Origin of the sequence: Thiovibrio frasassiensis, from assembly GCF_029607905.1 — a bacterium.
GTDB classification, from domain to species: Bacteria; Desulfobacterota; Desulfobulbia; order Desulfobulbales; family Desulfurivibrionaceae; genus Thiovibrio; species Thiovibrio frasassiensis.
On the sequence record NZ_JAPHEH010000001.1, the window covers coordinates 680,503 to 699,992 of the forward strand.

Genomic DNA, 19,490 nt, shown 5'->3' on the forward strand with positions numbered 1-19,490 from the left:
CATGAACCGCACCACCTACCGGACCTCCCTGGCCCTCTGCCTCTGCCTGCCCCTCCTGACCAGTTGCGCGCTGGGTCCCGATTTCCTCCGCCCGGAAACCAAGGTCTCCTCCCAGTGGCTGGGGCAACCGCCCCCCGCTGGCGAGGCTGCGCCCACGGTGGAACAAAACCTGGCCCAGTGGTGGACGGTGTTCAACGATCCCCAGCTCACTTCCCTGATCGAACGGGGAATGCAGGCCAACCTGGACTTGCGCATGGCCGAAAGCCGCATCCGCCAAGCGCGCGCCTCCATGGGTATTGCCGGGGCGGACCTCGGCCCGACCGTCAATACCGCGGCCTCCCTCACCCGCAGCCGGACCCCGGCCTCCGCCAGCCGGAGCGAGGTGGCAACCGGCAATCTCTATCAGATGGGATTCGATGCCGGCTGGGAGATCGATCTCTTCGGCGGCTTGCGGCGCGGGGTTGAAGCGGCGGGCGCGGATTACGAAGCGGCGGTGGAAAGCCGCAGCGATCTCTTGGTGAGCCTGAGCGCCGAGGTGGCCTCCAACTATCTCAACCTCCGCTCCCTGCAACAGCGGCTCGCTATTGCCCGGGAGAACCTGACCGCCCAAAAACACACCACCGACCTGACCCGCCAGCGCTTTGACGCAGGCTTTGCCAGCAAACTCGATCTGGTGCGGGCGGAAGCGCTGGCCGCCAACACGGCCGGGCAGATCCCGCTCCTTGAGGCGCAGGTCCGGCAAACGATCTACAGCCTCAGCCTGCTCCTCGGCGGCGAACCCGCCGCCCTGTTGGAAGAACTGAGCCCGGAGGGTGCCCTGCCCACGGCGCAAGCAACAGTGCCGGTGGGCTTGCCTTCCGATCTGCTTTTGCGGCGACCGGATATCCGCAAGGCGGTTGCCAAGCTCCATGCGGCCACCGCCCGGATCGGCGTAGCCAAGAGTGATCTCTTCCCCAAATTCACGATCTCCGGGGCCCTTGGCTACCAGAACAGCAATTCCAATGCCCTCTTCTTCCCTGCCAGCAGCTTCTGGTCCCTCGGACCCGCCCTGAACTGGCCGCTTTTTGACATGGGCCGCACCCGCGCCAATCTCGAACTGAAAAAGGCGGTGCAGGAAGAGGAGCTCCTGGCCTATGAGCAGACAGTACTCAACGCCCTGCGCGAGGTGGAAAACGCCCTCATCGCCTCGACCAAGGAGGAGGAACATCGCCAAGCCATGGCCCAGGCCGTGGCGGCCAACCGCAGCGCCGTGGAGCTGGCCACCGCCCTCTACACCGCGGGGCAGAACGACTTCCTCGCCGTGCTCGATGCCCAGCGCTCCCTCTATGCGGCCGAGGATAGCTTGGCCCAGTCCAGCCGCACCGTCTCCACCAATCTCGTCGCCCTGTTCAAGGCGCTGGGCGGCGGCTGGCAGACGGTAGAGCCCGCAACTCCCGCCGGTTCCGACTCCTAGCCGGAGCTGCACCTTGCAACTCCTGGGGGGCATGCGGATGGCCGGGCAATGATGGAAAGAAAAAACTCGGTGCGCATCCAGCCCCAGCAGGTGGGGCAGCAGCTGCTCGACTTTATCAGCCAGCGCTTCACCTACCGGAGCAGGGAGGAATGGCAGGCGGAACTGACAGCCCACCGTTTCCTCCTCAACGATACCGAGGCGCGAGGTGATGCCGTCCTGGCTGCCGGCGACCGCCTCGTTTACCTGATGGACGCCCTGATCGAACCCCCGGTGGCCACCGACTACACCATCCTCCACGAAGATGACGACCTGCTGGTAATCGACAAACCCGCCCCCCTGCCCTGCCATCCCGGCGGCCGCTTCTTCGCCCATACCCTCTGGGCCCTGCTCAAGGAAAACCACGGATTCGACAATCCGAGGCTCATCAACCGGCTGGATCGGGAGACCTCCGGCCTTGTGCTGGTGGCCAAGAACAAAGCTGCGGCCCGCCTGTGCCAGGCGCAGTTTATCCAGCACACGGTGGAGAAGGTCTATCTGGTGGTGGTGGAAGGGGATTTCCCGGACACGCCGATTGGGGTGGAGGCCATTGGCTGGCTGGGGGTGGACCCGGAGAGCGCGATCCGCAAGAAGATGCGGTTCTATCCCACCCAAAACGATGCGCCCCCAGGAGCAGCGGAATCCAGCACCGAGTTCCACCGAATCTCCACCGCCAGCAACGGTAGCCTGAGCCTGGTGGCAGCGAAGCCGCACACCGGCCGCTGCCATCAGATCCGGGCGACCTTGCTACACTTGGGCTTTCCGGTGGTGGGCGATAAACTCTACGGACTGGATGAGCAGCTTTTCCTCCGTTTCAAGGAAGGGCACCTGAGCGCCACCGACCACACCCTGCTCCGCATCCCCCGCCAGGCCCTGCATGCAGCCAGTCTGCGCCTCAACCATCCGACCACCGGCAAGGAGCTGGAGTTTTCCGCCCCGTTACCGTCTGCGCTTCAGGGATTACTGGCAGGGAGATAGACCTGATTCCCTGTAAACGTGCCCAACTTCTTGGGGCTGGTTTTCCTGGGGCAATTTAGGTTTACTTTTCCCTTGAGATTCCATACCCTATCAGACAATAAGTGGAAACCGGTCATGACAGAATCGGGGAGTATTCCCCCATTATCTGTAATCCACCGTTTTCAAAGGATAAAATCATTGCCTTGCCCCTTGTAGTCAGGTAGGCAGATAACACCCCGACTATTTTTAGCCGGAATTATATAGCTAGCTACATAACACCCCCATACGGGGTGGATATATAGCTATTTAAGAGAAAAAACGCTCAAAACTTGCCCAGAAAAATCAATTAAAGGGCCTAAAAACGAGCAGAAAATTTCAACTCGAGCTAGCTCGATAATAAATATGTTATGTGTTTAGGAATGACTGATTTCGAAACATAGCGGCCAATGTGGAAATGAGAATCATCCCATGCGGAATACACCAACAGATGACATCGGAATATTAAAAACAGTCTGGAGGAAGGATGAGGCAGGCGTTTGGGCTGGTCACGATCTAAAAGGCATTGACCTGAAACCGCGAGAAGGATTCACAAAGGATTATTTCAAGATACAAAATAGCGAAATGAATCTTATGACCCAGAGTCCGGGTCCTATCATGAATAGTTTATTTACCACGTTTGGTACCACAGAATTTTTAATACGTCAAAGCATCGTGCCTGTCGTGGCTTGGAATAATGGTGATGAAGAGATGCGCTGCATTGGTACAGGCTTTTTCATTAGTGCTTCTGGCCTGCTGCTAACCGCCGCTCACGTACTTCGTGATCCTGTTGACGAAAATTATACCACTCTCACTCAGGTTGACGAACGGTCTTTCAGGTTGGACGAGTCGTTGCAATATGGTGTTTTAATTCCTGCGAACCCAGCCATGAAAAACGCTCCAAGTCCACCATTTCAAATTCATCCAGCTATGCGGGAAGCAAAATGGTTTATGTGTCCATTTGAGTGGACACAACATTGGGGAAAAAACATCCAAAACCCACTTTTGCATAAAAAACCTGAATTCAAACTCGACCTAGATATTGCGGTATGCAAGGTTAGAGAACAGCCCTTGATTGGTAACTATCAGCCGTTGAATATAGGTATGCATAATCTCAAGCTTAATGACCGTGCTGTAGCGATCGGTTATCCCGAAATGCGGAATATACGATTTGGTGGTGATGATTATCAACCAGAACTGGTTGTTTCAGTTGGCTCAGTAACGGCCATTTATCCTGATAACATAACGGAAAAGGAAAACCCAACGGATGGACCCAATTTCGAATTTAACGCAAAAATTCCGGGCAAAATGAGTGGTAGTCCTATTTTAGTTGGCGGAGGGATTATAACGAAAGGAGTTGTTAGTCGCAGTTTGGGAAGCAAGGAAAATCACGCCAGCGGATGTCTAATCGCACCCATGATGGGTTTACCATTAATTGAAAATAAAAGCCTGTTTGAGCTAATGAATAATGGCAAGGATGGAATCCCTCAATTTATCGGAAAAGGTCTTTAGGTCTGCTTTTGGCCGGAAGTAAAGTTAAGTAAGTCAAATGAAGAGCAATAAATCACATAACCAATCAATTCACTGGATGCCGATAACGTCTGCGGCCCTAAGGGGCCAAATTTTTGGCGGCACCAGTGATTTTTAGCGTTGGGCTTTCCTAATACTTTGTTAGACGTGCTACCTCTCGTTGAAGGAGACATCATGCGGTTCATTGTGCCTGCAATAGCTCTCTTAGTTCTACTCTCAGGGTGTACGTCATCTTCTTCGGCGTATAAAGAAAGTTTCTCGGAGGTGCATGTTTCATCCGATCTCAAAAAGATATTAGTAATCGGAACTGATAAATACTCTTATGAATTTGATGTCCCCGCCCCTTTGTCGCAGATGATTAATTCGCCGCTGAAAAAGGGCCTTAGTTTTCTGTTTCAGAATGATGGCGCCATAGCATTTGAGGTTAAAAAAGATGGGACGATTCTCGGTTCTTTTTCTGTTGTCCTACCAGATTCGTTTTTTCAAGACCACGAAAGCATGAAACAAGTAGCTGAGAGCATCGGCTTTTCCCATGGTCATATCTATTCACTCAAGGGGCGAATGCAGGTCGTACGAGACGGTATGCCAATACCTCGGTATGTGGCGTGGTCCGATGCTGACGCTGAAAAATACACAAAAAAACTGGGTGGTGTTTTTTTTCTCCCACTATCTATAGCCGGCCGTCGATTCGATGACAAAAAACCGGTGGCAATGCAGGGAGCTGATTTTCAAAAGCTGGATCAACGCTACACAGTGGTAGTCGTGGACGGCCAAACAACCAAAGTCGATTTGCTTGGACCTACTGCAGCTATAGTAGGGGGTGCGACTTGTGCCGCCGCGTGGCCGATATGCCTTGCTGCCGCCTTGCCGATGATGGGGATGAAACCATAGTTGGCACGCCTGATAGTTGGACGTTGGGCAACAAAAAATACAATTTAAAACACAACGAAATTATCTGTATTCTCTAGGAACTTCCTTATGGATATCTTGTTTGAATTATTCATTTACTCATTATATGGAGCAGGTGCTTTTTTGTTTTGGATTGGGAAGGGGTGTAAAACCAACTTTTCTGATGAATTAAGCAAAAAATACGAGTTGCGGAACGCAGTTTCCACAATTTGCCTCCTAGCAATAGCTGCGTTTGCTGTAATAAAAGTCAACAACTAGGCAATGTTATCAATATTGCCCGACAATGCGCTCAAGCACGACGGTCTGGCCTCCGGCCAGCCGCGTCTTATCTTGAACGTTATGCCACAAATAAAACCAACCACTTGCACGACCCACCTTAAGTACGGTATAATGTACAAAACTAATCACAAGGTGGAGACCATGCAAAGATTACGAGTCGATCAAGATATTCGCTCAATGTCAGAATTCAGAACAGGAATCGCTTCTTTCCTCAAACAGGTTCACGACACAAAAAGGCCATTAATTATCACTCAGCATGGCAAAAGTGCAGCAGTTCTCATGGATGCCGGCGAATACGACGCCATGCAGGAAAAAATTGAATTACTCAGCGAAATACACACCTCAATAAGCCAAATCGAAAATGGCGAAGGGGTCGCTCATGGTGATGCCATGGAAATGATCCTCAAGAAAGTATCCAAATGAAAATTATTTGGTCTCCGGTAGCAATTGACCGGGCATCGGAAATCGCTCAATACATCGCTTCAGACAATCCAACGGCTGCAACAAAATGGGTTGAAAGAGTTTTTGCCAAAGTCAACACCCTATCATCATTGCCAGAAGCTGGCAGGAAAGTACCCGAAGTGAACAGAAATGAGATTCGAGAATTAATTTTTGGCAATTATCGCATAATCTACCGAATTGAGAAATCAAACATCTCTATCCTTACTATCCGTCACAGCAAACAGATATTGCCGGTAGATGAAATCTTGGCATAACAATTTGCTCAAGCACACCAGTTTTACGGCTTCGGCCAACTCAATACAGCCGGACTTACCAACCTCGACTAGGCGCGCGTCTAGCTTTGCGTTATGCACCGGTTATCCTTGCCACAGGGACATAAAATTGCCGATCATTCCCCATGAATCCATCCAATCTTAACGGTTTGGGCTGGGATAGCCGGTTTGCAGAACAAGCCGGGCTGCATTGCCCCCCCACGGCCACGGTCGCGCGGGTAGTGACCGTGGACCGCGAGCAGTTGCTGCTCCTCAATGAAACCGGCCCTTTCCGGGCAAAGCTTTCGGGGAAGTACTTGCACGAATCAGTATCCGCAGCGGAGTTGCCGTGTGTCGGCGACTGGGTCTGCGTCATAAAGTCCGAGGCCGATCAATTCGGGCAGGTGCACGGAATTCTCGAACGAAAGACCCACTTGCGGCGCAAGGCTGCCGGAGAATCAGTCAAGTACCAGATGATCGCGGCGAATATCGATTTCGTCATCATCGTGCAGTCCTGTCACTACGACTTCAACGTGCAAAGGCTGGAACGGTATCTGGTAATGGTGGAGGATGGCGGGGCAAGGCCATATATTCTCCTGAGCAAAACCGATCTGGTTGACCCTGCGGTTCTGGCGGCCCAGCTTGCGGAAATCTTGCAAGCTGGCATTACCGCTCCCGTGTTCACCTTGAGCAATGTCACGAAAGAAGGGCTTCGCGAGCTGAAAGACGTTCTCTCCCCAGGCAAAACCTATTGCTTTGTCGGCTCGTCAGGCGTTGGCAAGAGCACCATTATCAACGGTCTTGTGGGCCAGGAGGTGCGTGAAACCAAGGGGGTCAGCAGCACTGGCGAGGGGCGGCATACGACCGTTCGCCGGGAGCTCATCATCCTGAAAAACGGGGCGATGGTCATAGACAACCCAGGCATGCGGGAATTTGCCGTGCTCGGCGCAGAGGGCGGAATTGACGAGAGCTATGCGGACATCGTTGCCCTCTCGAGCCAGTGCCGTTTCAGCGACTGCAAGCACACCAATGAGCCCGGCTGTGGCGTGCTTAAGGCGGTGGCGGCGGGGGAAATTGACGCCAAGCATTACGAGAACTTTCTCAAGTTACGAAATGAGGCCGAGCACTATCAGATGTCGTATACCGAGAAACGCAAGAAAGATAAGGACTTTGGCAAGTTCATAAAGTCTGCCAAGAAAGATCTCGAGGACGATTGACCTGTACCAGGCGAAGAATAATTCACTGCAGGCGCGACGGCCTTGGCGTGCCGCGGCCTGAGCGCAAACGAACTAAAAATATCCTTAAAAAACACCCTTTGTCTTCCTTGAAAAGGAAGACCTTCGCTCTGCAAACCCCAAAAGGATGAAGCCATGCCTATTTTTGAATTTGAGTGCAACGATTGCGGGAACACCTTTGAAACACTCACAAATGGGAGAGAAGAAATCTCCTGCCCGCAGTGCGATTCAGCCAACCTGAAAAAACTCATCTCCGCATGCGGCACAACCTCGGATGACACAAAATGCAACTGGGATGATCCCAGCCTGCCGAACAAACAAGAGTTTCAACGGTTATCCCGCAAGGGGAAATAAGTGAAACACAAAAGGGTTCCGACGCAGACCACGCCCGCCGCCAAAACTAACTGTCCACCGCCTCCACGACGCCGACAGGTGTAGCCCCCAACGCTGTCTTCTCTTTCTTTTCCATCTTCTGGGCATACATCCTGGTGTCGGCCAATTCCAGCAGATGATCCATGGTATCGCCCTCACTCCACTGGGCTATTCCGTAGCTGAAGGCCAGCACACAACGCTTGCCCAAGCCATTGTTCACCAGGGCCAGCCGCGCCTCGATCCGCGCTATCAAACGCGTTGCCTCCCCCTCCGGGCAATGGGGCAGGATGAGGAGAAACTCGTCGCCCCCCATCCGGCAGGCATAATCACCGGCCCGCATCTCGTGGACCAGCTGGCCGGCAAAGATCTTGAGCATAATGTCGCCCTCGGCGTGACCGCAGGTATCGTTCACCTGTTTCAAGCCATCCAGATCGAGATAGCAGATGGTGAGCGGGATGTGCTCCCGCTGGCTGGCGCCCACCTGTTTCTGGAGCAGGGTGAGGGCCGCCCTCCGGTTAAAAAGATCGGTCAGCTCATCAATGGCCGCCTGCCGCTCCAGCTCCGCCTCCTTGGCCTTCAACTCCTTGAAGATCAGCTGGTAGGGCGAGCGAATGCCGGTTTGGACGATGGCCCGGTAAATCATATAAAATGAGATGAGCTTGAAGTAATGCCCCACCATATTGAAAATCCCGTAATTGCTCACGTACAGGGCAAAGGCCAGCTCCGAGAGGATGGTGCACACCAGGGAGACCCTGAGGTAGCCGAAGACCTGGGAGGAGAAATGGTGCCGCTGGTGGTAGGCCACCCAGGCGGCCAGACCGAGGATGGCGCAGATCACGAATTCACCCCAGATCTTAAAGGGGGTCTGCCCCACTCCTTCGATGAAGCACACCGGGAATATCCGCCACTGGAAAATCGAAAGCAGAATCAGTCCGGTGACCACCGCATACCCACCCTCGAGCACATAGGGCCGCAACCGTATCCGGGTCGTGACCAAGGAAAAAGCCGCCAACAGGGTCACGCTTTCCAGGAAACGGGTGGCGATCCACAGTTGATTGGCGTAGAAATCATAATCGGTGAAGATCCGCATCCCCTTGTAGGAAAGGGTGTGCATGAGGTCGAGGAACCCGATGAAGAGGTAGGCAATGCCCAGGAGATAGAGATAGGAATCCGCCAGATGCTCCCGGGAATTCCAGGCGATGATGAAGATGGTGCAGGCAATGACGATGCTGAAGATCTCCACCAGGCTGTGGAAAAGGAGATAGTTTTGCAAGCCCACATAATAGAGGGCGATCAACCCCAGGGCCATAAAGAGCAACGGCAGCGAGCGGGAGACCACACCGCCCGCCGGAGGGCGCCCAAGGTCTATCGGTATTGCCTTCTCCATCATGCACCTCCGCCCCGGTTTGCAGCCGCTGAATATCGCATCTCGTATACTCTAGCGAAGCACGGGCCGACTCACAAGGCCAAACCTGCGCCGTACGCAAAACTAATAAAAGAGAGAAGAGAGGCAGACACCCTCAACAACTGACGACAATTTAACCCATTGCTTTTTGGAGAGCACAATCCATAAAATAAAGATAGCTTAGACAATAAGCTAATCCACCAAACAGCAATAAATTCCTTAGGAAATCCCATGACAACAAACCGCTTATTTGAACCATTCTCCATCGGAAATTTACATTTCAAAAACAGAATCGCCCTTGCGCCCATGACCAGATCCCGGGCTGGCTCATCTCGGGTTCCCAATGATTTGATGGCCGAATATTACCGTCAGCGCGCCTCGGCCGGGTTGCTGATCACCGAGGCAACCGTGGTTTCCAAACAGGGCATCGGCTGGCATGATACGCCGGGCATCTATACCGAAGAGATGGTTGCCGGCTGGCGCAAAGTTACCGAGGCGATCAAGCCCACCGGCGCACACATGTTTTTGCAGCTCTGGCATTGCGGCCGGGCCTCGCACAGCGATTACCATGACGGCGAGCTGCCCGTTTCCGCCTCGGCCGTGCAACTGAACGGCGACTCCATCCACACCCCGCTGGGCAAGAAGCCGTACGAAATCCCCCGCGCCCTGACGGTATCGGAAATCAAGGCAACCGTGGCCGATTACCGCCAGGCCGCGATCAATGCCAAGGCGGCCGGTTTTTCCGGGGTTGAGGTGCACGGGGCCAACGGCTACCTGATCAATCAATTCCTCGATTCGAAAACCAATCTCCGCGCCGATCAGTACGGCGGCAGCCTGGAAAACCGCTTCCGTTTTTTCAAGGAGGTCCTGGAGGCGGTGCTCGAGGTCTGGCCCGCCGACCAGGTCGGGGCCCGCATCTCGCCCAACGGCGTTTTCAACGACATGGGTAGCGAGGACTTCAGGGAAACCTATCTGTACGTGGCCAAAGAACTCAACAAATTCAAGCTCGGTTATCTCCATATCATGGACGGGCTGGCCTTTGGCTTTCACGCAAAGGGTGAACCCATGACCCTGGCGGAATTCCGGCCGATCATCCAAACCACGATCATCGGCAATTGCGGCTATACCCAAGAGCTGGCGGAACAGCGCTTGGCCGAAGGCACCGCCGACATGATCGCCTTTGGCCGCCCCTTTATCACCAACCCCGACCTGCCCGAACGGTTCAAACACCACTACCCCCTCAACCCGGCCGAGGATATGACCCTGTGGTACACCTCGGGCGCCGAGGGGTATACGGATTATCCGCCGTACACCCCGCCTGCTGCCGTGTAAGTTGGACCCTGCGGATACCTGGTCAAAAGAACGTCTTTTCTTGAGAACACATCATAAAGGAGCAAAAAGTGAAAGGGTACGGCAAGAAACTATTCATTGGCTGGGTGGCATTGGCGTCTCTCTTTGTGGCGGGAAGTCTGGCGGCACAGGAAAAACCGGCGGCCGGAGCCAATCCCAAGGTGTTTTTTGATCTCACCATCGGCGATGAAAAAGCTGGCCGGATCGTCATGGAACTGTTTGCCGATGTGGTGCCGAAAACAGCAGAAAATTTCCTCCAGTTGACCACCCACGAAAAAGGGTTCGGGTTCAAGGGCAGCATCTTTCACCGCATTATTCCCCAGTTCATGCTCCAGGGCGGCGACATCACCAACAGTGACGGCACCGGCGGCAAGTCCATTTATGGCCGCACCTTTGCCGATGAAAATTTCATCCGCAGACACACGGGACCGGGCATGCTGTCCATGGCCAATGCCGGCCCCAATACCAACGGGTCACAGTTTTTCATAACCACCGTCAAAACGCCCTGGCTCGATGGCAAGCATGTGGTGTTCGGCAAAGTGGTTGAAGGCCTCGAGGTGGTGAAGAAAATCGAAGAGATGGGGTCGCGCAGCGGCCGGCCCCGGGCAAAAGTGACCATAGTTAACTGCGGACAGCTTGGGGAGTAAGCCATGCCCAAGTTCGGCGCCCATATGTCCATCAGCGGCGGGATCGCCCTGGCCTTCGACCGCTTGGCCGAGGTGGAGGGCGAGGCGTTGCAGATCTTCACCGCCAACCAGCGGCAATGGCAGCCCAAGACCCCGAACCCGACGGAGATCGAAGCCTTCAAGGCCCGACGGCGGAAAGCCCCGGGTATTCCGGTGGCCTCCCACGATTCCTACCTGATCAACCTCGCCTCGCCCAAACCGGAGGCAGCGGGCAAGTCCATCGCGGCCTTTGCCGACGAGCTGCGCCGCTGCGCGGCCCTGAGCATCGAATACCTGGTGGTCCATCCCGGCTCCCATCTCGGCGAAGGGATCGAAGCAGGGCTGCAACGATTCACCGCCAACCTCGACCGCGCTATTGCTGAGGCCGATACCGGCAAACAGGTCATGGTCCTCCTTGAAACCACCGCCGGCCAAGGCACCAACCTGGGAGCAAGCTTCGAGGAGCTGGCCACGATCATCGCCACCTCCTCGCACCCGAAACAACTGGGCGTCTGCTACGACACCTGCCACACCTTCGTTGCCGGCTACGACATCCGCACCCCCAAGGCGTACGCCAAAACCATGGGTGAGTTCGACCGGCTGCTCGGGTTGGAGCGACTCAAGTTCTTCCACCTTAACGACGCCAGCAAGGGGCTGGGCAGCAGGATCGACCGCCACACCCATATCGGCCAGGGCGAGATCACCATCGAGGGATTCCGCCACCTCGTCAACGATCCGCGTTTTGCCGACCATCCCATGGTCCTGGAAACCCCCAAGTCGGACGATCTCCACGAAGACCGGGAGAACCTGACCCTGCTGCGGAGCCTGCTGCGATAATATCGCTGGCAAAAACCACACCGCCTCCTGCTATAATGGAATATCCATTCCTTGATGAGGACCCGCCCATGAAAAAATCTCTTTATCTTATCGGTGTCGCCCTGACCCTCTTTGCCTTTTCCGCGGAGTACGCGCAGGCGGAAACCTCCTGGCTGGAAAAAGGCGCCGGGATGCTGAACACCCTCAACACGACCACCACCCAGAAGACCGGGGGGACACCGAGCAATGCCGAGATCGGCAGCGCCTTTAAGGAGGCCCTGAACCTCGGCACCAAAAAGGTCGTCGGCCAACTGGGCGCCACGGACGGCTTTAATACCGACCCCGCCATCCACATCCCCCTGCCGCGGGAATTACAAACGGTGAAAACCGTTCTTGCCAAGATCGGGATGTCGCAAGCCATCGACGATCTGGAACTCAAACTGAACCGGGCCGCCGAGGCGGCGACCCCGAAAGCCAAGGCTCTTTTCCTGCAGGCCATCAAGGAGATGACCTTCGAGGACATCAAACGAATCTATGCAGGGCCGGAAGATTCCGCGACCCGCTATTTCCAGGCCAAGATGACCCCCTCCCTGAAAAAAGAGATGCAGCCCATCATCGACACCAGCTTGTCACAGGTCGGGGCGGTTCAATCCTACGACCAGGTTATGGGCCAATACAAAGCGGTGCCCTTTGTCCCGGATGTGAAGGCAAACCTAACCGACCATGTTCTGCAAAAAGCAATGGACGGGATCTTTTATTATCTCGCCAAGGAAGAGGCCAGTATCCGCAAGGACCCGCTGAAACAAACGACCGCCTTATTGAAAAAGGTTTTTGGCGGGAATTAGTATCAGCCGCCCAACCGGAGGAAAAGTGCGCACATGAAGTACGTCGAGGTAGTCGCTCACGCGGAGAGTGCCGAGACGGTTTCGGCCATCGCGGAAAAACATGAGATTGCCGATTTTCGCCTCGGGGTGGTGGGCAAGGACAAGATGCAGCCCATGCGCCTGCTGGTGACAGAGGACAAGCTCCAGTCGGTACTCGATGCCCTGCAGGCCCTCTTTGGCAAGCAGCCAGCCGCCCGCATCGTGGTCCTGCCGGTGGAGATTTCCCTGCCCAAACCATCGGAAGAGGAACGCGAGGAAGAAGACGCGGCCACCACCGCCCGGGAACGCCTCTATGAAGAGGTCGAAAAAAATGCCCGCCTGGATCTGAATTTTGTCGTATTGATAATCCTCTCAACAATCGTTGCGGCCATAGGGATCATCGAGAACAACGTGGCCGTGGTGATCGGCGCCATGGTGATTGCCCCCCTGCTCGGCCCCAACCTCGCCTTTGGGCTGGGCACCGCCCTGGGCGATATCCCGCTGATGCGCAAATCGGCGCTGAGCAACTCCGTGGGAATCGTGCTGGCCATCGCCCTTTCTGTTTTGCTCGGTATTTTTTGGCCATTTGCGGACAAAAGCCCGGAGCTTCTCGCCCGCACCCGGGTGGGGCTCGATTCCGTTGCCCTGGCCCTGGCCTCGGGCGCGGCGGCGGCCCTTTCCCTGACCACCGGCTTGTCGAGCATCCTGGTCGGAGTGATGGTGGCGGTGGCCTTGCTCCCCCCGGCCGTAACCCTCGGCCTCATGCTGGGACACGGGGATCTTGGCCTCGCGACCGGCGCGGGCTTGCTCTTGGCCATCAATCTGGTCTGCGTCAATCTGGCCAGCAAGGTGGTCTTCTTCCTCAAAGACATCCGCCCGCGTACCTGGTGGGAAAAAAAGAAGGCAAAACGGGCGATGGTCATCTACATCCTGGCCTGGCTGGCAACCCTGATTATCCTGGTGTTTTTCATTTATGGCCGCAGGGCGTATGCAACCTAGCCGGCCGGAACCTATGGACGAAGATCACTCCTCCTCTCGCAGAATCATGCTCCTGGCCATCGCAATTGCGGCGGTTATCACCATGCTCTTTCTGGAGCGAATCCCCCAAGACCCAGCCTACCACAGCTTTGCCGACAGCCGCGAGATTGCAACCCTGCCAAATTTCGCCAATATCTGCTCCAACCTGCTCTTTCTCTTCGTTGGCCTCTATGGCCTGCAACGACGCCCTCTTTTGCGGAAACCGGAAACCAGACCCGGCTATACCGCCCTCAGCCTCGGAATTCTCTGCATCGGCCTCGGCTCCGTGCACTATCACTGGGCCCCCTCCACCCCCGCCCTGTTCTGGGACAGGCTCCCCATGAGCATAACCTTCATGGCCCTGTTCTCCCTGCTGCTTGAAGAGCGGGTCTTCCCCACAGCCAGCTCGAAAACCCTCTGGCCGCTGCTGGCCATGGGGATTGGTTCCGCAGCGTATTGGCACTGGAGCGAAGCCCAAGGTCTCGGAGATCTCCGCCCCTATGCGCTGGTGCAATTCCTGCCCATGGCCCTGATCCCGGCAATCCTTCTGCTTTTTCCCGCCAAATATCTGCACAGCGAGCGGTTGTGGGCCGGGCTGGCCCTCTATACCCTGGCCAAGCTCTGCGAACTCTTTGATCGAGAGATCTTGGCCGCAAGCACCATGGTCAGCGGCCACACCCTCAAACATCTGCTATCGGGCCTGGCGGCGCTCTGCATGCTGCTCGCGGTGCCGGTGCGGGAGAGGACTAGAAAAAGAAGGAGAGGATGAGGGAGCCGAAGCTGTGATTGTCGGGTTGCCCATCGAATTCCTTGGTGCGGAGCACCTGGGTCCAGGTCAGCTTCATCTGTTTGAAATAGATGGCCGCCCCGCCTGCCAGATCGGCGACAATCGGTCTCTTGCTGACGCTGTGGCTGTCGGCAAAGGTGTTGCCGTCCAGAAAGATATCCCGCAACACAACCCGGGTATTCACCGCGGCAAAGAGATAGCCGCCCTGCTGCTGCCTGACGGAAAAAGCGGTGTTCCCGGCAGGCCGAATCAGGCTCACCCCGAAATCGTCGGGCAGGTTCCAGCCCAACCGGGTTTCGACCCCGGTATTGGCATAGGTGGAGACATTGCCCAGAGAAGCGCCCAGATGGGAGATGGCATCCATCCCGAAATTGCCGGAACTGAAGATGGGGGGCAGCTGCCATTTGCGTTCGTAGATCGCCACCACCCCCGGCTCGTTTTTCAGCTGATGCTCCCAGCCATTGGACCGCTGCAGGTCGCGGAGGTCGTGGACCGCCTGCTGCGTTTCAGCGGCATAGGACTGCGGCCCGATCATGCCCAGCTGCAGCTCGATGGTATCCATCCACGCCTTGCTTCGGGTGTGAAAGGCCGCGGCGCCGTAAGTCCAGCCGGCATAGGGACGGTCGTCAACAATCAGATCGCTGCGGGAGGTATCGGCAGGGGTGTACATGTTCTGACCAAGGGAAAATTCCACCTTCCGCTTCAAGGCGGGATCGGGATCGTTGATAAAGGGCAGTTGGTAGATGTATTCCAGGCTCCAATCCGGCAGCTTGCCGCTCTCGACAAAGCGGAGCAGATCCGGAGAGATGACCGAGATCTTGACCCCGTTGGTGTAATTGCGATCCGTGCCGGTGAAAAGATCGTTTTCAAAGTAGACATGCACGGTCCACGGCAGTTCCGGGGCCTCTCCGGCCAGGGCGGTTGTTACCGACGCAAGCCAGCAACACCACAGGGAGAGCGCGAAAAAAAAGGGAAGGGAAAGGCAACGGGACAGGGGCATGACAACCTCACGGGAGGCACCGGACAGAGGGGGACAAAAAAGGGGAAATGGCCTTGGCCGTCTTCTGCCGCCACCTCCCCCCTTGCAGTCGAAAGCTAGAACAGAGAAATAAGATAGATTGCCGCGGTAACGCAGATAAACATGATCCCTATCTTCACGGCCACCTCGGGCTCATCGTGTCCGTATCCGTGGGGGTCGTCGTGCTGCTCATCGTGTCCACTCATCTGAAAATCCTCCTGGCTGCTTTTTTTATATCCTCGGCAACGGAAACCGTTGCGGCCGCGCGATACGATAATGCCTTATTCAAGGTATAGTCTTTCCCGGCTTTTTCAAGCATTAAATAACGCTTGGGCTGCGTAGCAGCCCCTCACTCTTCCCCCAGGATTTCGTTGCATTTCAGCCTTTCCTTTACACCCATTGCCTGCTAGCATGGTAATATGCTGCCGAGTCACCTCGTTTCACCGAACATCACCCCCTGCGTGCATAAAAATATTTCCCTTGTCCACCCTTCCCCTTCCTAAAACCACAGGAGAAAACAATGAAAAAGACCCTCTGTTTTGTCGCAATAATGACTGGATTAATGCTCTCGGGCTGCAGCCAGGAGGAAAAACAGGCCGAGGCGCCAACAACCATGGTTGCTGCAGAACAGGCCATGGACAAGGCAAAAGAAGCCACCGAGGCGGTTGCCCAGCATGTGGAGAAAACCACCGAGGCAGTGGAGGAAAAGGCGGAACAGCAGATCGCAACAGTGGAGGACAAGGTGGCGGCCACCGCTGCACCTGTGATGGAAAAAATCGCCACGCCGGCAACACCCCCAACGAAACCGGCCGAGACCGCGGTAAAGACAGAGGAAAAAGCGCCCCCGGCCCCGGCAACAGCAGCCAAGCTCACCACCACAGTGGGGTCCGTTACCATCGACAACAAGAATGGTAAGGTTGTGCTCGCGCACAAAAAACATGCCGAATCCTTCGGCTGTACAGTCTGCCACGGGGACAAAAAACCTGGCCCGCAAAAGCTGGGCAAAAATGCGGCCCACGCCCTCTGCCAGGGGTGCCATAAAGAAAAAAAGAGTGGCCCCACCGTGTGCAACCAGTGCCATCAGAAAAAAGCCAAGGCCCTCGAAGGCTGCTGAGCATTCCCCCGCTTCCCGCAATGGGGCGATCCCCGGGCAACCCGGGAGTCGCCCCATACCCGTCTCCTTCGACCGCACTTTGCCCCCCTCTTCACCAACAGGGATATGGCTATTTTCGCCAGCCGCGCTATTATGCGTCCTGTTCTCTTACCGTTGCCCCAATCTTGAAATTCGCCCAGAACGACACGCTTCCGCAACAACCAGAAACCCGCACAGGACCGTATCATGAAAAAAATCAGCCAGTACTTTCTGCAGGGCCTTCTCGTACTCGTACCTGTTGTGGCCACGCTCTATGTGGTCTATCTCATTTTCACCAAAATCGACGGGATCTTTCGCTTTGATATCCCGGGGGTCGGTTTTCTAGTCACCATCGGCCTCATCCTGGGTATGGGGTTCGTGACCTCCAATCTCCTTGCCAACCGGGTGGTGCTTCTGGTGGATCGGATTTTTGCCCGGCTGCCGCTGGTGACCATGATCTACACCGCCATCAAGGACCTGATCCATGCCTTTGTCGGCGATCAGAAAAGCTTCAACAAGCCGGTTCAGGTTGCCATCGATACAGACAACAAGATCCATGTTCTGGGTTTCATCACCCGCGACGATCTCCAGGGGTTCGGCATTGCCGACAGTGTCGCCGTCTACCTGCCCCAGTCATACAATTTCGCCGGCAACCTCATCATTGTCGAGCGGAGCCGGATCACCCCCCTGAGTGGTGATCCCGGCGCAATCATGAAACTCATCGTCTCCGGCGGGGTTTCCGCCCAGAAAACAACCCAGGCTCCCTTATCGCCTCAAGCGGAAGCTGATCCCGGACAGCTATAATTATGTGCCAATTCTGCACCCAGCACGGAGAAGGGAAAAAATGGTACGAAAACATGGCCAACTATACGGCCGAGATGTTCCACCAGGTCAATTCCGAACAGAACCTCCTCCGCTTCCTGCGCACCTTCAGCAAATCGCTCCGCGATAATGTCGCCACCGCCTCCCGCTGGCAGCGCCGCTTCCCCCGCATCTACCGGTTCATTGCCTATCCCCTTCTTTCCCGCAAGATGGAGAAGACCCACTTCGGCCAGGTCGTGCCCCTGGAGGACGTGGAATCGATCCTCTCCCAGATGGAGCACATCGTCCGGCTGCCCTGCGTCTGCCGAAGGGTTTCCCTGGGCACGGAGCAGCGCTACTGCTTCGGAGTGGGCATGGACCTTACCCCGATCCTGGCCCAGGTGCCGGATTTCGCCGCCTTCGAATACTGGACCCGGGAGCAGGCCATCGCTTTCATCCGCCAACTCGATCAGGAGGGCAAGACCCACAGCGTCTGGACCTTCAATACCCCGTTTATCGGCGCGATCTGCAACTGCGACCAAGACTGCATGGCCTATAGGGCCCAAATCACCTTGGGAGTAACACGCACCATGTGGAAGGCGGAATACGTGGCTGCCATCGATCCGCACCGCTGCACGGGCTGCAACCTCTGCCGCAAACGCTGTTTTTTTGACGCCATCGGGGTCAACCGCGACAACCAGAAGTGTGTGATCGATGCCGCCGCCTGCTATGGCTGCGGGGTCTGCCGTCCCGCTTGCCAGCACAATGCCATCCGTCTCATCGACCGAGCTGCGGTACCTGCGGCGGCGGGGAGCTGGTAGCCATCCAAAAGGAGTGCCCTCCATGCAGCCGCTCGACCAACTCCTCAGCCGCATCAAATGGGACAAAGCATTCGGGGATGGCGCCTTTGAGATCGGCTACTACGATCGGGTGGCCGCTCGCATTGTCCGGCACCCGCTTACCGATCTGCTCTTTGAGCCGACCGGAAAGGACTCCTTTCTGCTCATGGACGAGGAGGGGGTGTACCAACGGATCCCCCTGCACCGGGTGCGCGAGGTATACCGCAACGGCGAGCTGATCTGGCAGCGTCCGGATCCCGCCAAAAGAGACCGCAAGACAATCCCCGAGAAATAACCCCTTCTTCCCCGCAATCCGCCGCCCTTCTGCCCGCAGCCATCCAGCCAATGGCTGCAGGCATCACTCCCAAAACGAGAAATCACCTTCGCCTGTACTTCCCCGGAAACCTACCCGCCTTGACAAGAGAGCTTGTTTGTGTTCTAATCATTTGAACACGAAAGATTCGGATGATAACATAATAGCAGGAGAGCGATGAGCAATTCAGTGCAGGAAAACGAGAAAGGTCACGCCTCGGAAACAGGCGGAGAGGTCCTGCTGGGACCCGGAGTCACTCCGCCGGTTCCCAAAGACAGCTATGAGCTGCGGATCCTGCAATCCATTCGCCGCATCATTCGGGCGGTGGAAATCCATTCCCACAAACTGGCCCACGAGCACGAGATAACCGGGCCGCAGCTGGGCTGCCTGCTGGCCCTTGCCAAAGGCGGACCCTTGACCATTACCCAGCTGGCCCGCATGGTGTACCAGAGCCCAAGTACGGTGGTGGGAATCGTCGACCGTTTGACCGACAAGGGGCTGGCCCTCCGCGAGCGCTCCAGCAAAGACCGGCGCTTGGTGCAGGTCTGCGTGACCGCGGCAGGCGAAACGCTGATTGCCAACGCCCCCTCCCCCCTGCAAAAAACCCTGGCAGAATCGCTCAAGAACCTTCCCGAGCTGGAACAGGTTTCCATTACCCTGGCCCTGGAAAAGGTGGTTGACATGATGGAGGCCCGAAAGATTGAAGCACCGCCGGTTCTCTAGACCGGCCCAAGTTCTCCCTGCTGTCCCTCCGAATATTTCCGTCCGTCGCCTCAAACAAGAGACATCAACAAAGAGCGTTTTGGCCCCGCCGAAACGCCCGGCAAGGCCTGAACATCCACGGGCCTGCCGGGCTATTTGTTGACCAGCACAGCCTGACCGATAGCCCCTGAACACTGTACAAAAAGCCGCTCAAGGTATTTAAGAGCTTGTTTCCAAGCAAACTCTTCCCGCAAAGGACCCG

The 19,490-nt window shown here is 56.0% G+C and carries 22 protein-coding genes; 19 read left to right on the forward strand and 3 right to left on the reverse strand.

All coding sequences use genetic code 11. From position 1 onward, the window contains the following. The first annotated feature begins 1 nt into the window (after nt 1). From OLX77_RS03200 to OLX77_RS13235, 8 genes are all read left to right on the forward strand, one after another. Nucleotides 2-1,453 (forward strand): efflux transporter outer membrane subunit, encoded by a 1,452-nt coding sequence (locus OLX77_RS03200; protein ID WP_307632141.1) that lies wholly within the window; start codon nt 2-4, stop codon nt 1,451-1,453. 48 nt (nt 1,454-1,501) lie between these two features. Then, nucleotides 1,502-2,467, forward strand: a complete 966-nt coding sequence (locus tag OLX77_RS03205; RefSeq protein WP_307632142.1) for an RluA family pseudouridine synthase — start codon at nt 1,502-1,504, stop codon at nt 2,465-2,467. 447 nt (nt 2,468-2,914) lie between these two features. Continuing rightward, the gene (locus tag OLX77_RS03210) at nt 2,915-3,994 is read left to right on the forward strand and encodes a S1 family peptidase (protein WP_307632143.1); all 1,080 of its coding nucleotides are present in this window, start codon (nt 2,915-2,917) and stop codon (nt 3,992-3,994) included. Between the two features lie 192 nt (nt 3,995-4,186). Further along, nucleotides 4,187-4,903, forward strand: a complete 717-nt coding sequence (locus tag OLX77_RS03215; protein ID WP_307632144.1) for a hypothetical protein — start codon at nt 4,187-4,189, stop codon at nt 4,901-4,903. 438 nt (nt 4,904-5,341) lie between these two features. Next, nucleotides 5,342-5,623: a type II toxin-antitoxin system Phd/YefM family antitoxin gene (locus OLX77_RS03220; RefSeq protein ID WP_307632145.1), complete on the forward strand. Its 282-nt coding sequence runs from the start codon at nt 5,342-5,344 to the stop codon at nt 5,621-5,623. After that, nucleotides 5,620-5,916 (forward strand): type II toxin-antitoxin system RelE/ParE family toxin, encoded by a 297-nt coding sequence (locus OLX77_RS03225; protein ID WP_307632146.1) that lies wholly within the window; start codon nt 5,620-5,622, stop codon nt 5,914-5,916. Before OLX77_RS03220 ends, OLX77_RS03225 begins: the two co-directional genes overlap by 4 nt. 143 nt (nt 5,917-6,059) lie before the next feature. Further along, nucleotides 6,060-7,130: a ribosome small subunit-dependent GTPase A gene (rsgA, locus tag OLX77_RS03230; protein WP_307632147.1), complete on the forward strand. Its 1,071-nt coding sequence runs from the start codon at nt 6,060-6,062 to the stop codon at nt 7,128-7,130. 153 nt (nt 7,131-7,283) lie between these two features. Continuing rightward, nucleotides 7,284-7,502 carry an FmdB family zinc ribbon protein gene (locus OLX77_RS13235; protein ID WP_371877455.1) on the forward strand — a complete coding sequence of 73 codons (219 nt, stop codon included), beginning with the start codon at nt 7,284-7,286 and terminating at the stop codon, nt 7,500-7,502. 46 nt (nt 7,503-7,548) lie between these two features. Here OLX77_RS13235 and OLX77_RS03235 read toward each other — a convergent pair whose 3' ends face one another. After that, nucleotides 7,549-8,910 carry a sensor domain-containing diguanylate cyclase gene (locus tag OLX77_RS03235; protein ID WP_307632148.1) on the reverse strand — a complete coding sequence of 454 codons (1,362 nt, stop codon included), beginning with the start codon at nt 8,908-8,910 and terminating at the stop codon, nt 7,549-7,551. A 246-nt stretch (nt 8,911-9,156) separates the two neighbouring features. Between OLX77_RS03235 and OLX77_RS03240 the strand changes: the two genes are divergently transcribed. The 6 genes from OLX77_RS03240 to OLX77_RS03265 all read left to right on the forward strand — a co-directional run bounded on the left by OLX77_RS03240 (nt 9,157) and on the right by OLX77_RS03265 (nt 14,405). Next, nucleotides 9,157-10,257 (forward strand): alkene reductase, encoded by a 1,101-nt coding sequence (locus OLX77_RS03240; RefSeq protein WP_307632149.1) that lies wholly within the window; start codon nt 9,157-9,159, stop codon nt 10,255-10,257. Between the two features lie 137 nt (nt 10,258-10,394). Further along, on the forward strand, nt 10,395-10,922 hold the full coding sequence (locus OLX77_RS03245; RefSeq protein ID WP_371877487.1) for a peptidylprolyl isomerase: 528 nt from the start codon (nt 10,395-10,397) through the stop codon (nt 10,920-10,922). A gap of 3 nt (nt 10,923-10,925) precedes the next feature. Further along, nucleotides 10,926-11,777 (forward strand): deoxyribonuclease IV, encoded by an 852-nt coding sequence (locus OLX77_RS03250; protein ID WP_307632151.1) that lies wholly within the window; start codon nt 10,926-10,928, stop codon nt 11,775-11,777. A gap of 68 nt (nt 11,778-11,845) precedes the next feature. Continuing rightward, nucleotides 11,846-12,601, forward strand: coding sequence for a DUF4197 domain-containing protein (locus tag OLX77_RS03255; protein ID WP_307632152.1), 756 nt, complete (start codon nt 11,846-11,848; stop codon nt 12,599-12,601). A gap of 33 nt (nt 12,602-12,634) precedes the next feature. After that, the gene (locus tag OLX77_RS03260) at nt 12,635-13,618 is read left to right on the forward strand and encodes a TIGR00341 family protein (protein WP_307632153.1); all 984 of its coding nucleotides are present in this window, start codon (nt 12,635-12,637) and stop codon (nt 13,616-13,618) included. A 13-nt stretch (nt 13,619-13,631) separates the two neighbouring features. Then, entirely contained in the window at nt 13,632-14,405 is a 774-nt protein-coding gene (locus OLX77_RS03265) for a ceramidase domain-containing protein (protein ID WP_307632154.1), read from the forward strand. On the opposite strand, the gene OLX77_RS03270 is transcribed toward OLX77_RS03265, so the two are convergent. Both OLX77_RS03270 and OLX77_RS03275 read right to left on the reverse strand, forming a co-directional pair. Next, on the reverse strand, nt 14,383-15,423 hold the full coding sequence (locus tag OLX77_RS03270) for a lipid A deacylase LpxR family protein (RefSeq protein WP_307632155.1): 1,041 nt from the start codon (nt 15,421-15,423) through the stop codon (nt 14,383-14,385). The genes OLX77_RS03265 and OLX77_RS03270 overlap by 23 nt on opposite strands. Before the next feature lie 95 nt (nt 15,424-15,518). Further along, nucleotides 15,519-15,647 carry a hypothetical protein gene (locus OLX77_RS03275; protein WP_307632156.1) on the reverse strand — a complete coding sequence of 43 codons (129 nt, stop codon included), beginning with the start codon at nt 15,645-15,647 and terminating at the stop codon, nt 15,519-15,521. Between the two features lie 314 nt (nt 15,648-15,961). Between OLX77_RS03275 and OLX77_RS03280 the strand changes: the two genes are divergently transcribed. From OLX77_RS03280 to OLX77_RS03300, 5 genes are all read left to right on the forward strand, one after another. Then, nucleotides 15,962-16,555 carry a cytochrome c3 family protein gene (locus OLX77_RS03280; protein WP_307632157.1) on the forward strand — a complete coding sequence of 198 codons (594 nt, stop codon included), beginning with the start codon at nt 15,962-15,964 and terminating at the stop codon, nt 16,553-16,555. Between the two features lie 225 nt (nt 16,556-16,780). Then, nucleotides 16,781-17,377, forward strand: a complete 597-nt coding sequence (locus OLX77_RS03285; protein WP_307632158.1) for a DUF502 domain-containing protein — start codon at nt 16,781-16,783, stop codon at nt 17,375-17,377. A gap of 2 nt (nt 17,378-17,379) precedes the next feature. After that, entirely contained in the window at nt 17,380-18,195 is an 816-nt protein-coding gene (locus OLX77_RS03290) for an ATP-binding protein (protein WP_307632159.1), read from the forward strand. Nucleotides 18,196-18,217: 22 nt separating this feature from the next. Then, entirely contained in the window at nt 18,218-18,508 is a 291-nt protein-coding gene (locus OLX77_RS03295; RefSeq protein WP_307632160.1) for a DUF504 domain-containing protein, read from the forward strand. Nucleotides 18,509-18,703: 195 nt separating this feature from the next. Further along, nucleotides 18,704-19,249: a MarR family winged helix-turn-helix transcriptional regulator gene (locus OLX77_RS03300; protein ID WP_307632161.1), complete on the forward strand. Its 546-nt coding sequence runs from the start codon at nt 18,704-18,706 to the stop codon at nt 19,247-19,249. Nucleotides 19,250-19,490 lie beyond the last annotated feature (241 nt).

Bases quoted from the DNA above. Each gene is read 5' to 3' on its own strand.
- OLX77_RS03200 (WP_307632141.1), top strand. From the start codon at position 2: ATGAACCGCACCACCTACCGGACCTCCCTGGCCCTCTGCCTCTGCCTG.
- OLX77_RS03205 (WP_307632142.1), top strand. From the start codon at position 1,502: ATGATGGAAAGAAAAAACTCGGTGCGCATCCAGCCCCAGCAGGTGGGG.
- OLX77_RS03210 (WP_307632143.1), top strand. From the start codon at position 2,915: ATGCGGAATACACCAACAGATGACATCGGAATATTAAAAACAGTCTGG.
- OLX77_RS03215 (WP_307632144.1), top strand. From the start codon at position 4,187: ATGCGGTTCATTGTGCCTGCAATAGCTCTCTTAGTTCTACTCTCAGGG.
- OLX77_RS03220 (WP_307632145.1), top strand. From the start codon at position 5,342: ATGCAAAGATTACGAGTCGATCAAGATATTCGCTCAATGTCAGAATTC.
- OLX77_RS03225 (WP_307632146.1), top strand. From the start codon at position 5,620: ATGAAAATTATTTGGTCTCCGGTAGCAATTGACCGGGCATCGGAAATC.
- rsgA (WP_307632147.1), top strand. From the start codon at position 6,060: ATGAATCCATCCAATCTTAACGGTTTGGGCTGGGATAGCCGGTTTGCA.
- OLX77_RS13235 (WP_371877455.1), top strand. From the start codon at position 7,284: ATGCCTATTTTTGAATTTGAGTGCAACGATTGCGGGAACACCTTTGAA.
- OLX77_RS03235 (WP_307632148.1), bottom strand. From the start codon at position 8,910: ATGATGGAGAAGGCAATACCGATAGACCTTGGGCGCCCTCCGGCGGGC.
- OLX77_RS03240 (WP_307632149.1), top strand. From the start codon at position 9,157: ATGACAACAAACCGCTTATTTGAACCATTCTCCATCGGAAATTTACAT.
- OLX77_RS03250 (WP_307632151.1), top strand. From the start codon at position 10,926: ATGCCCAAGTTCGGCGCCCATATGTCCATCAGCGGCGGGATCGCCCTG.
- OLX77_RS03255 (WP_307632152.1), top strand. From the start codon at position 11,846: ATGAAAAAATCTCTTTATCTTATCGGTGTCGCCCTGACCCTCTTTGCC.
- OLX77_RS03260 (WP_307632153.1), top strand. From the start codon at position 12,635: ATGAAGTACGTCGAGGTAGTCGCTCACGCGGAGAGTGCCGAGACGGTT.
- OLX77_RS03265 (WP_307632154.1), top strand. From the start codon at position 13,632: ATGGACGAAGATCACTCCTCCTCTCGCAGAATCATGCTCCTGGCCATC.
- OLX77_RS03270 (WP_307632155.1), bottom strand. From the start codon at position 15,423: ATGCCCCTGTCCCGTTGCCTTTCCCTTCCCTTTTTTTTCGCGCTCTCC.
- OLX77_RS03275 (WP_307632156.1), bottom strand. From the start codon at position 15,647: ATGAGTGGACACGATGAGCAGCACGACGACCCCCACGGATACGGACAC.
- OLX77_RS03280 (WP_307632157.1), top strand. From the start codon at position 15,962: ATGAAAAAGACCCTCTGTTTTGTCGCAATAATGACTGGATTAATGCTC.
- OLX77_RS03285 (WP_307632158.1), top strand. From the start codon at position 16,781: ATGAAAAAAATCAGCCAGTACTTTCTGCAGGGCCTTCTCGTACTCGTA.
- OLX77_RS03290 (WP_307632159.1), top strand. From the start codon at position 17,380: ATGTGCCAATTCTGCACCCAGCACGGAGAAGGGAAAAAATGGTACGAA.
- OLX77_RS03295 (WP_307632160.1), top strand. From the start codon at position 18,218: ATGCAGCCGCTCGACCAACTCCTCAGCCGCATCAAATGGGACAAAGCA.
- OLX77_RS03300 (WP_307632161.1), top strand. From the start codon at position 18,704: ATGAGCAATTCAGTGCAGGAAAACGAGAAAGGTCACGCCTCGGAAACA.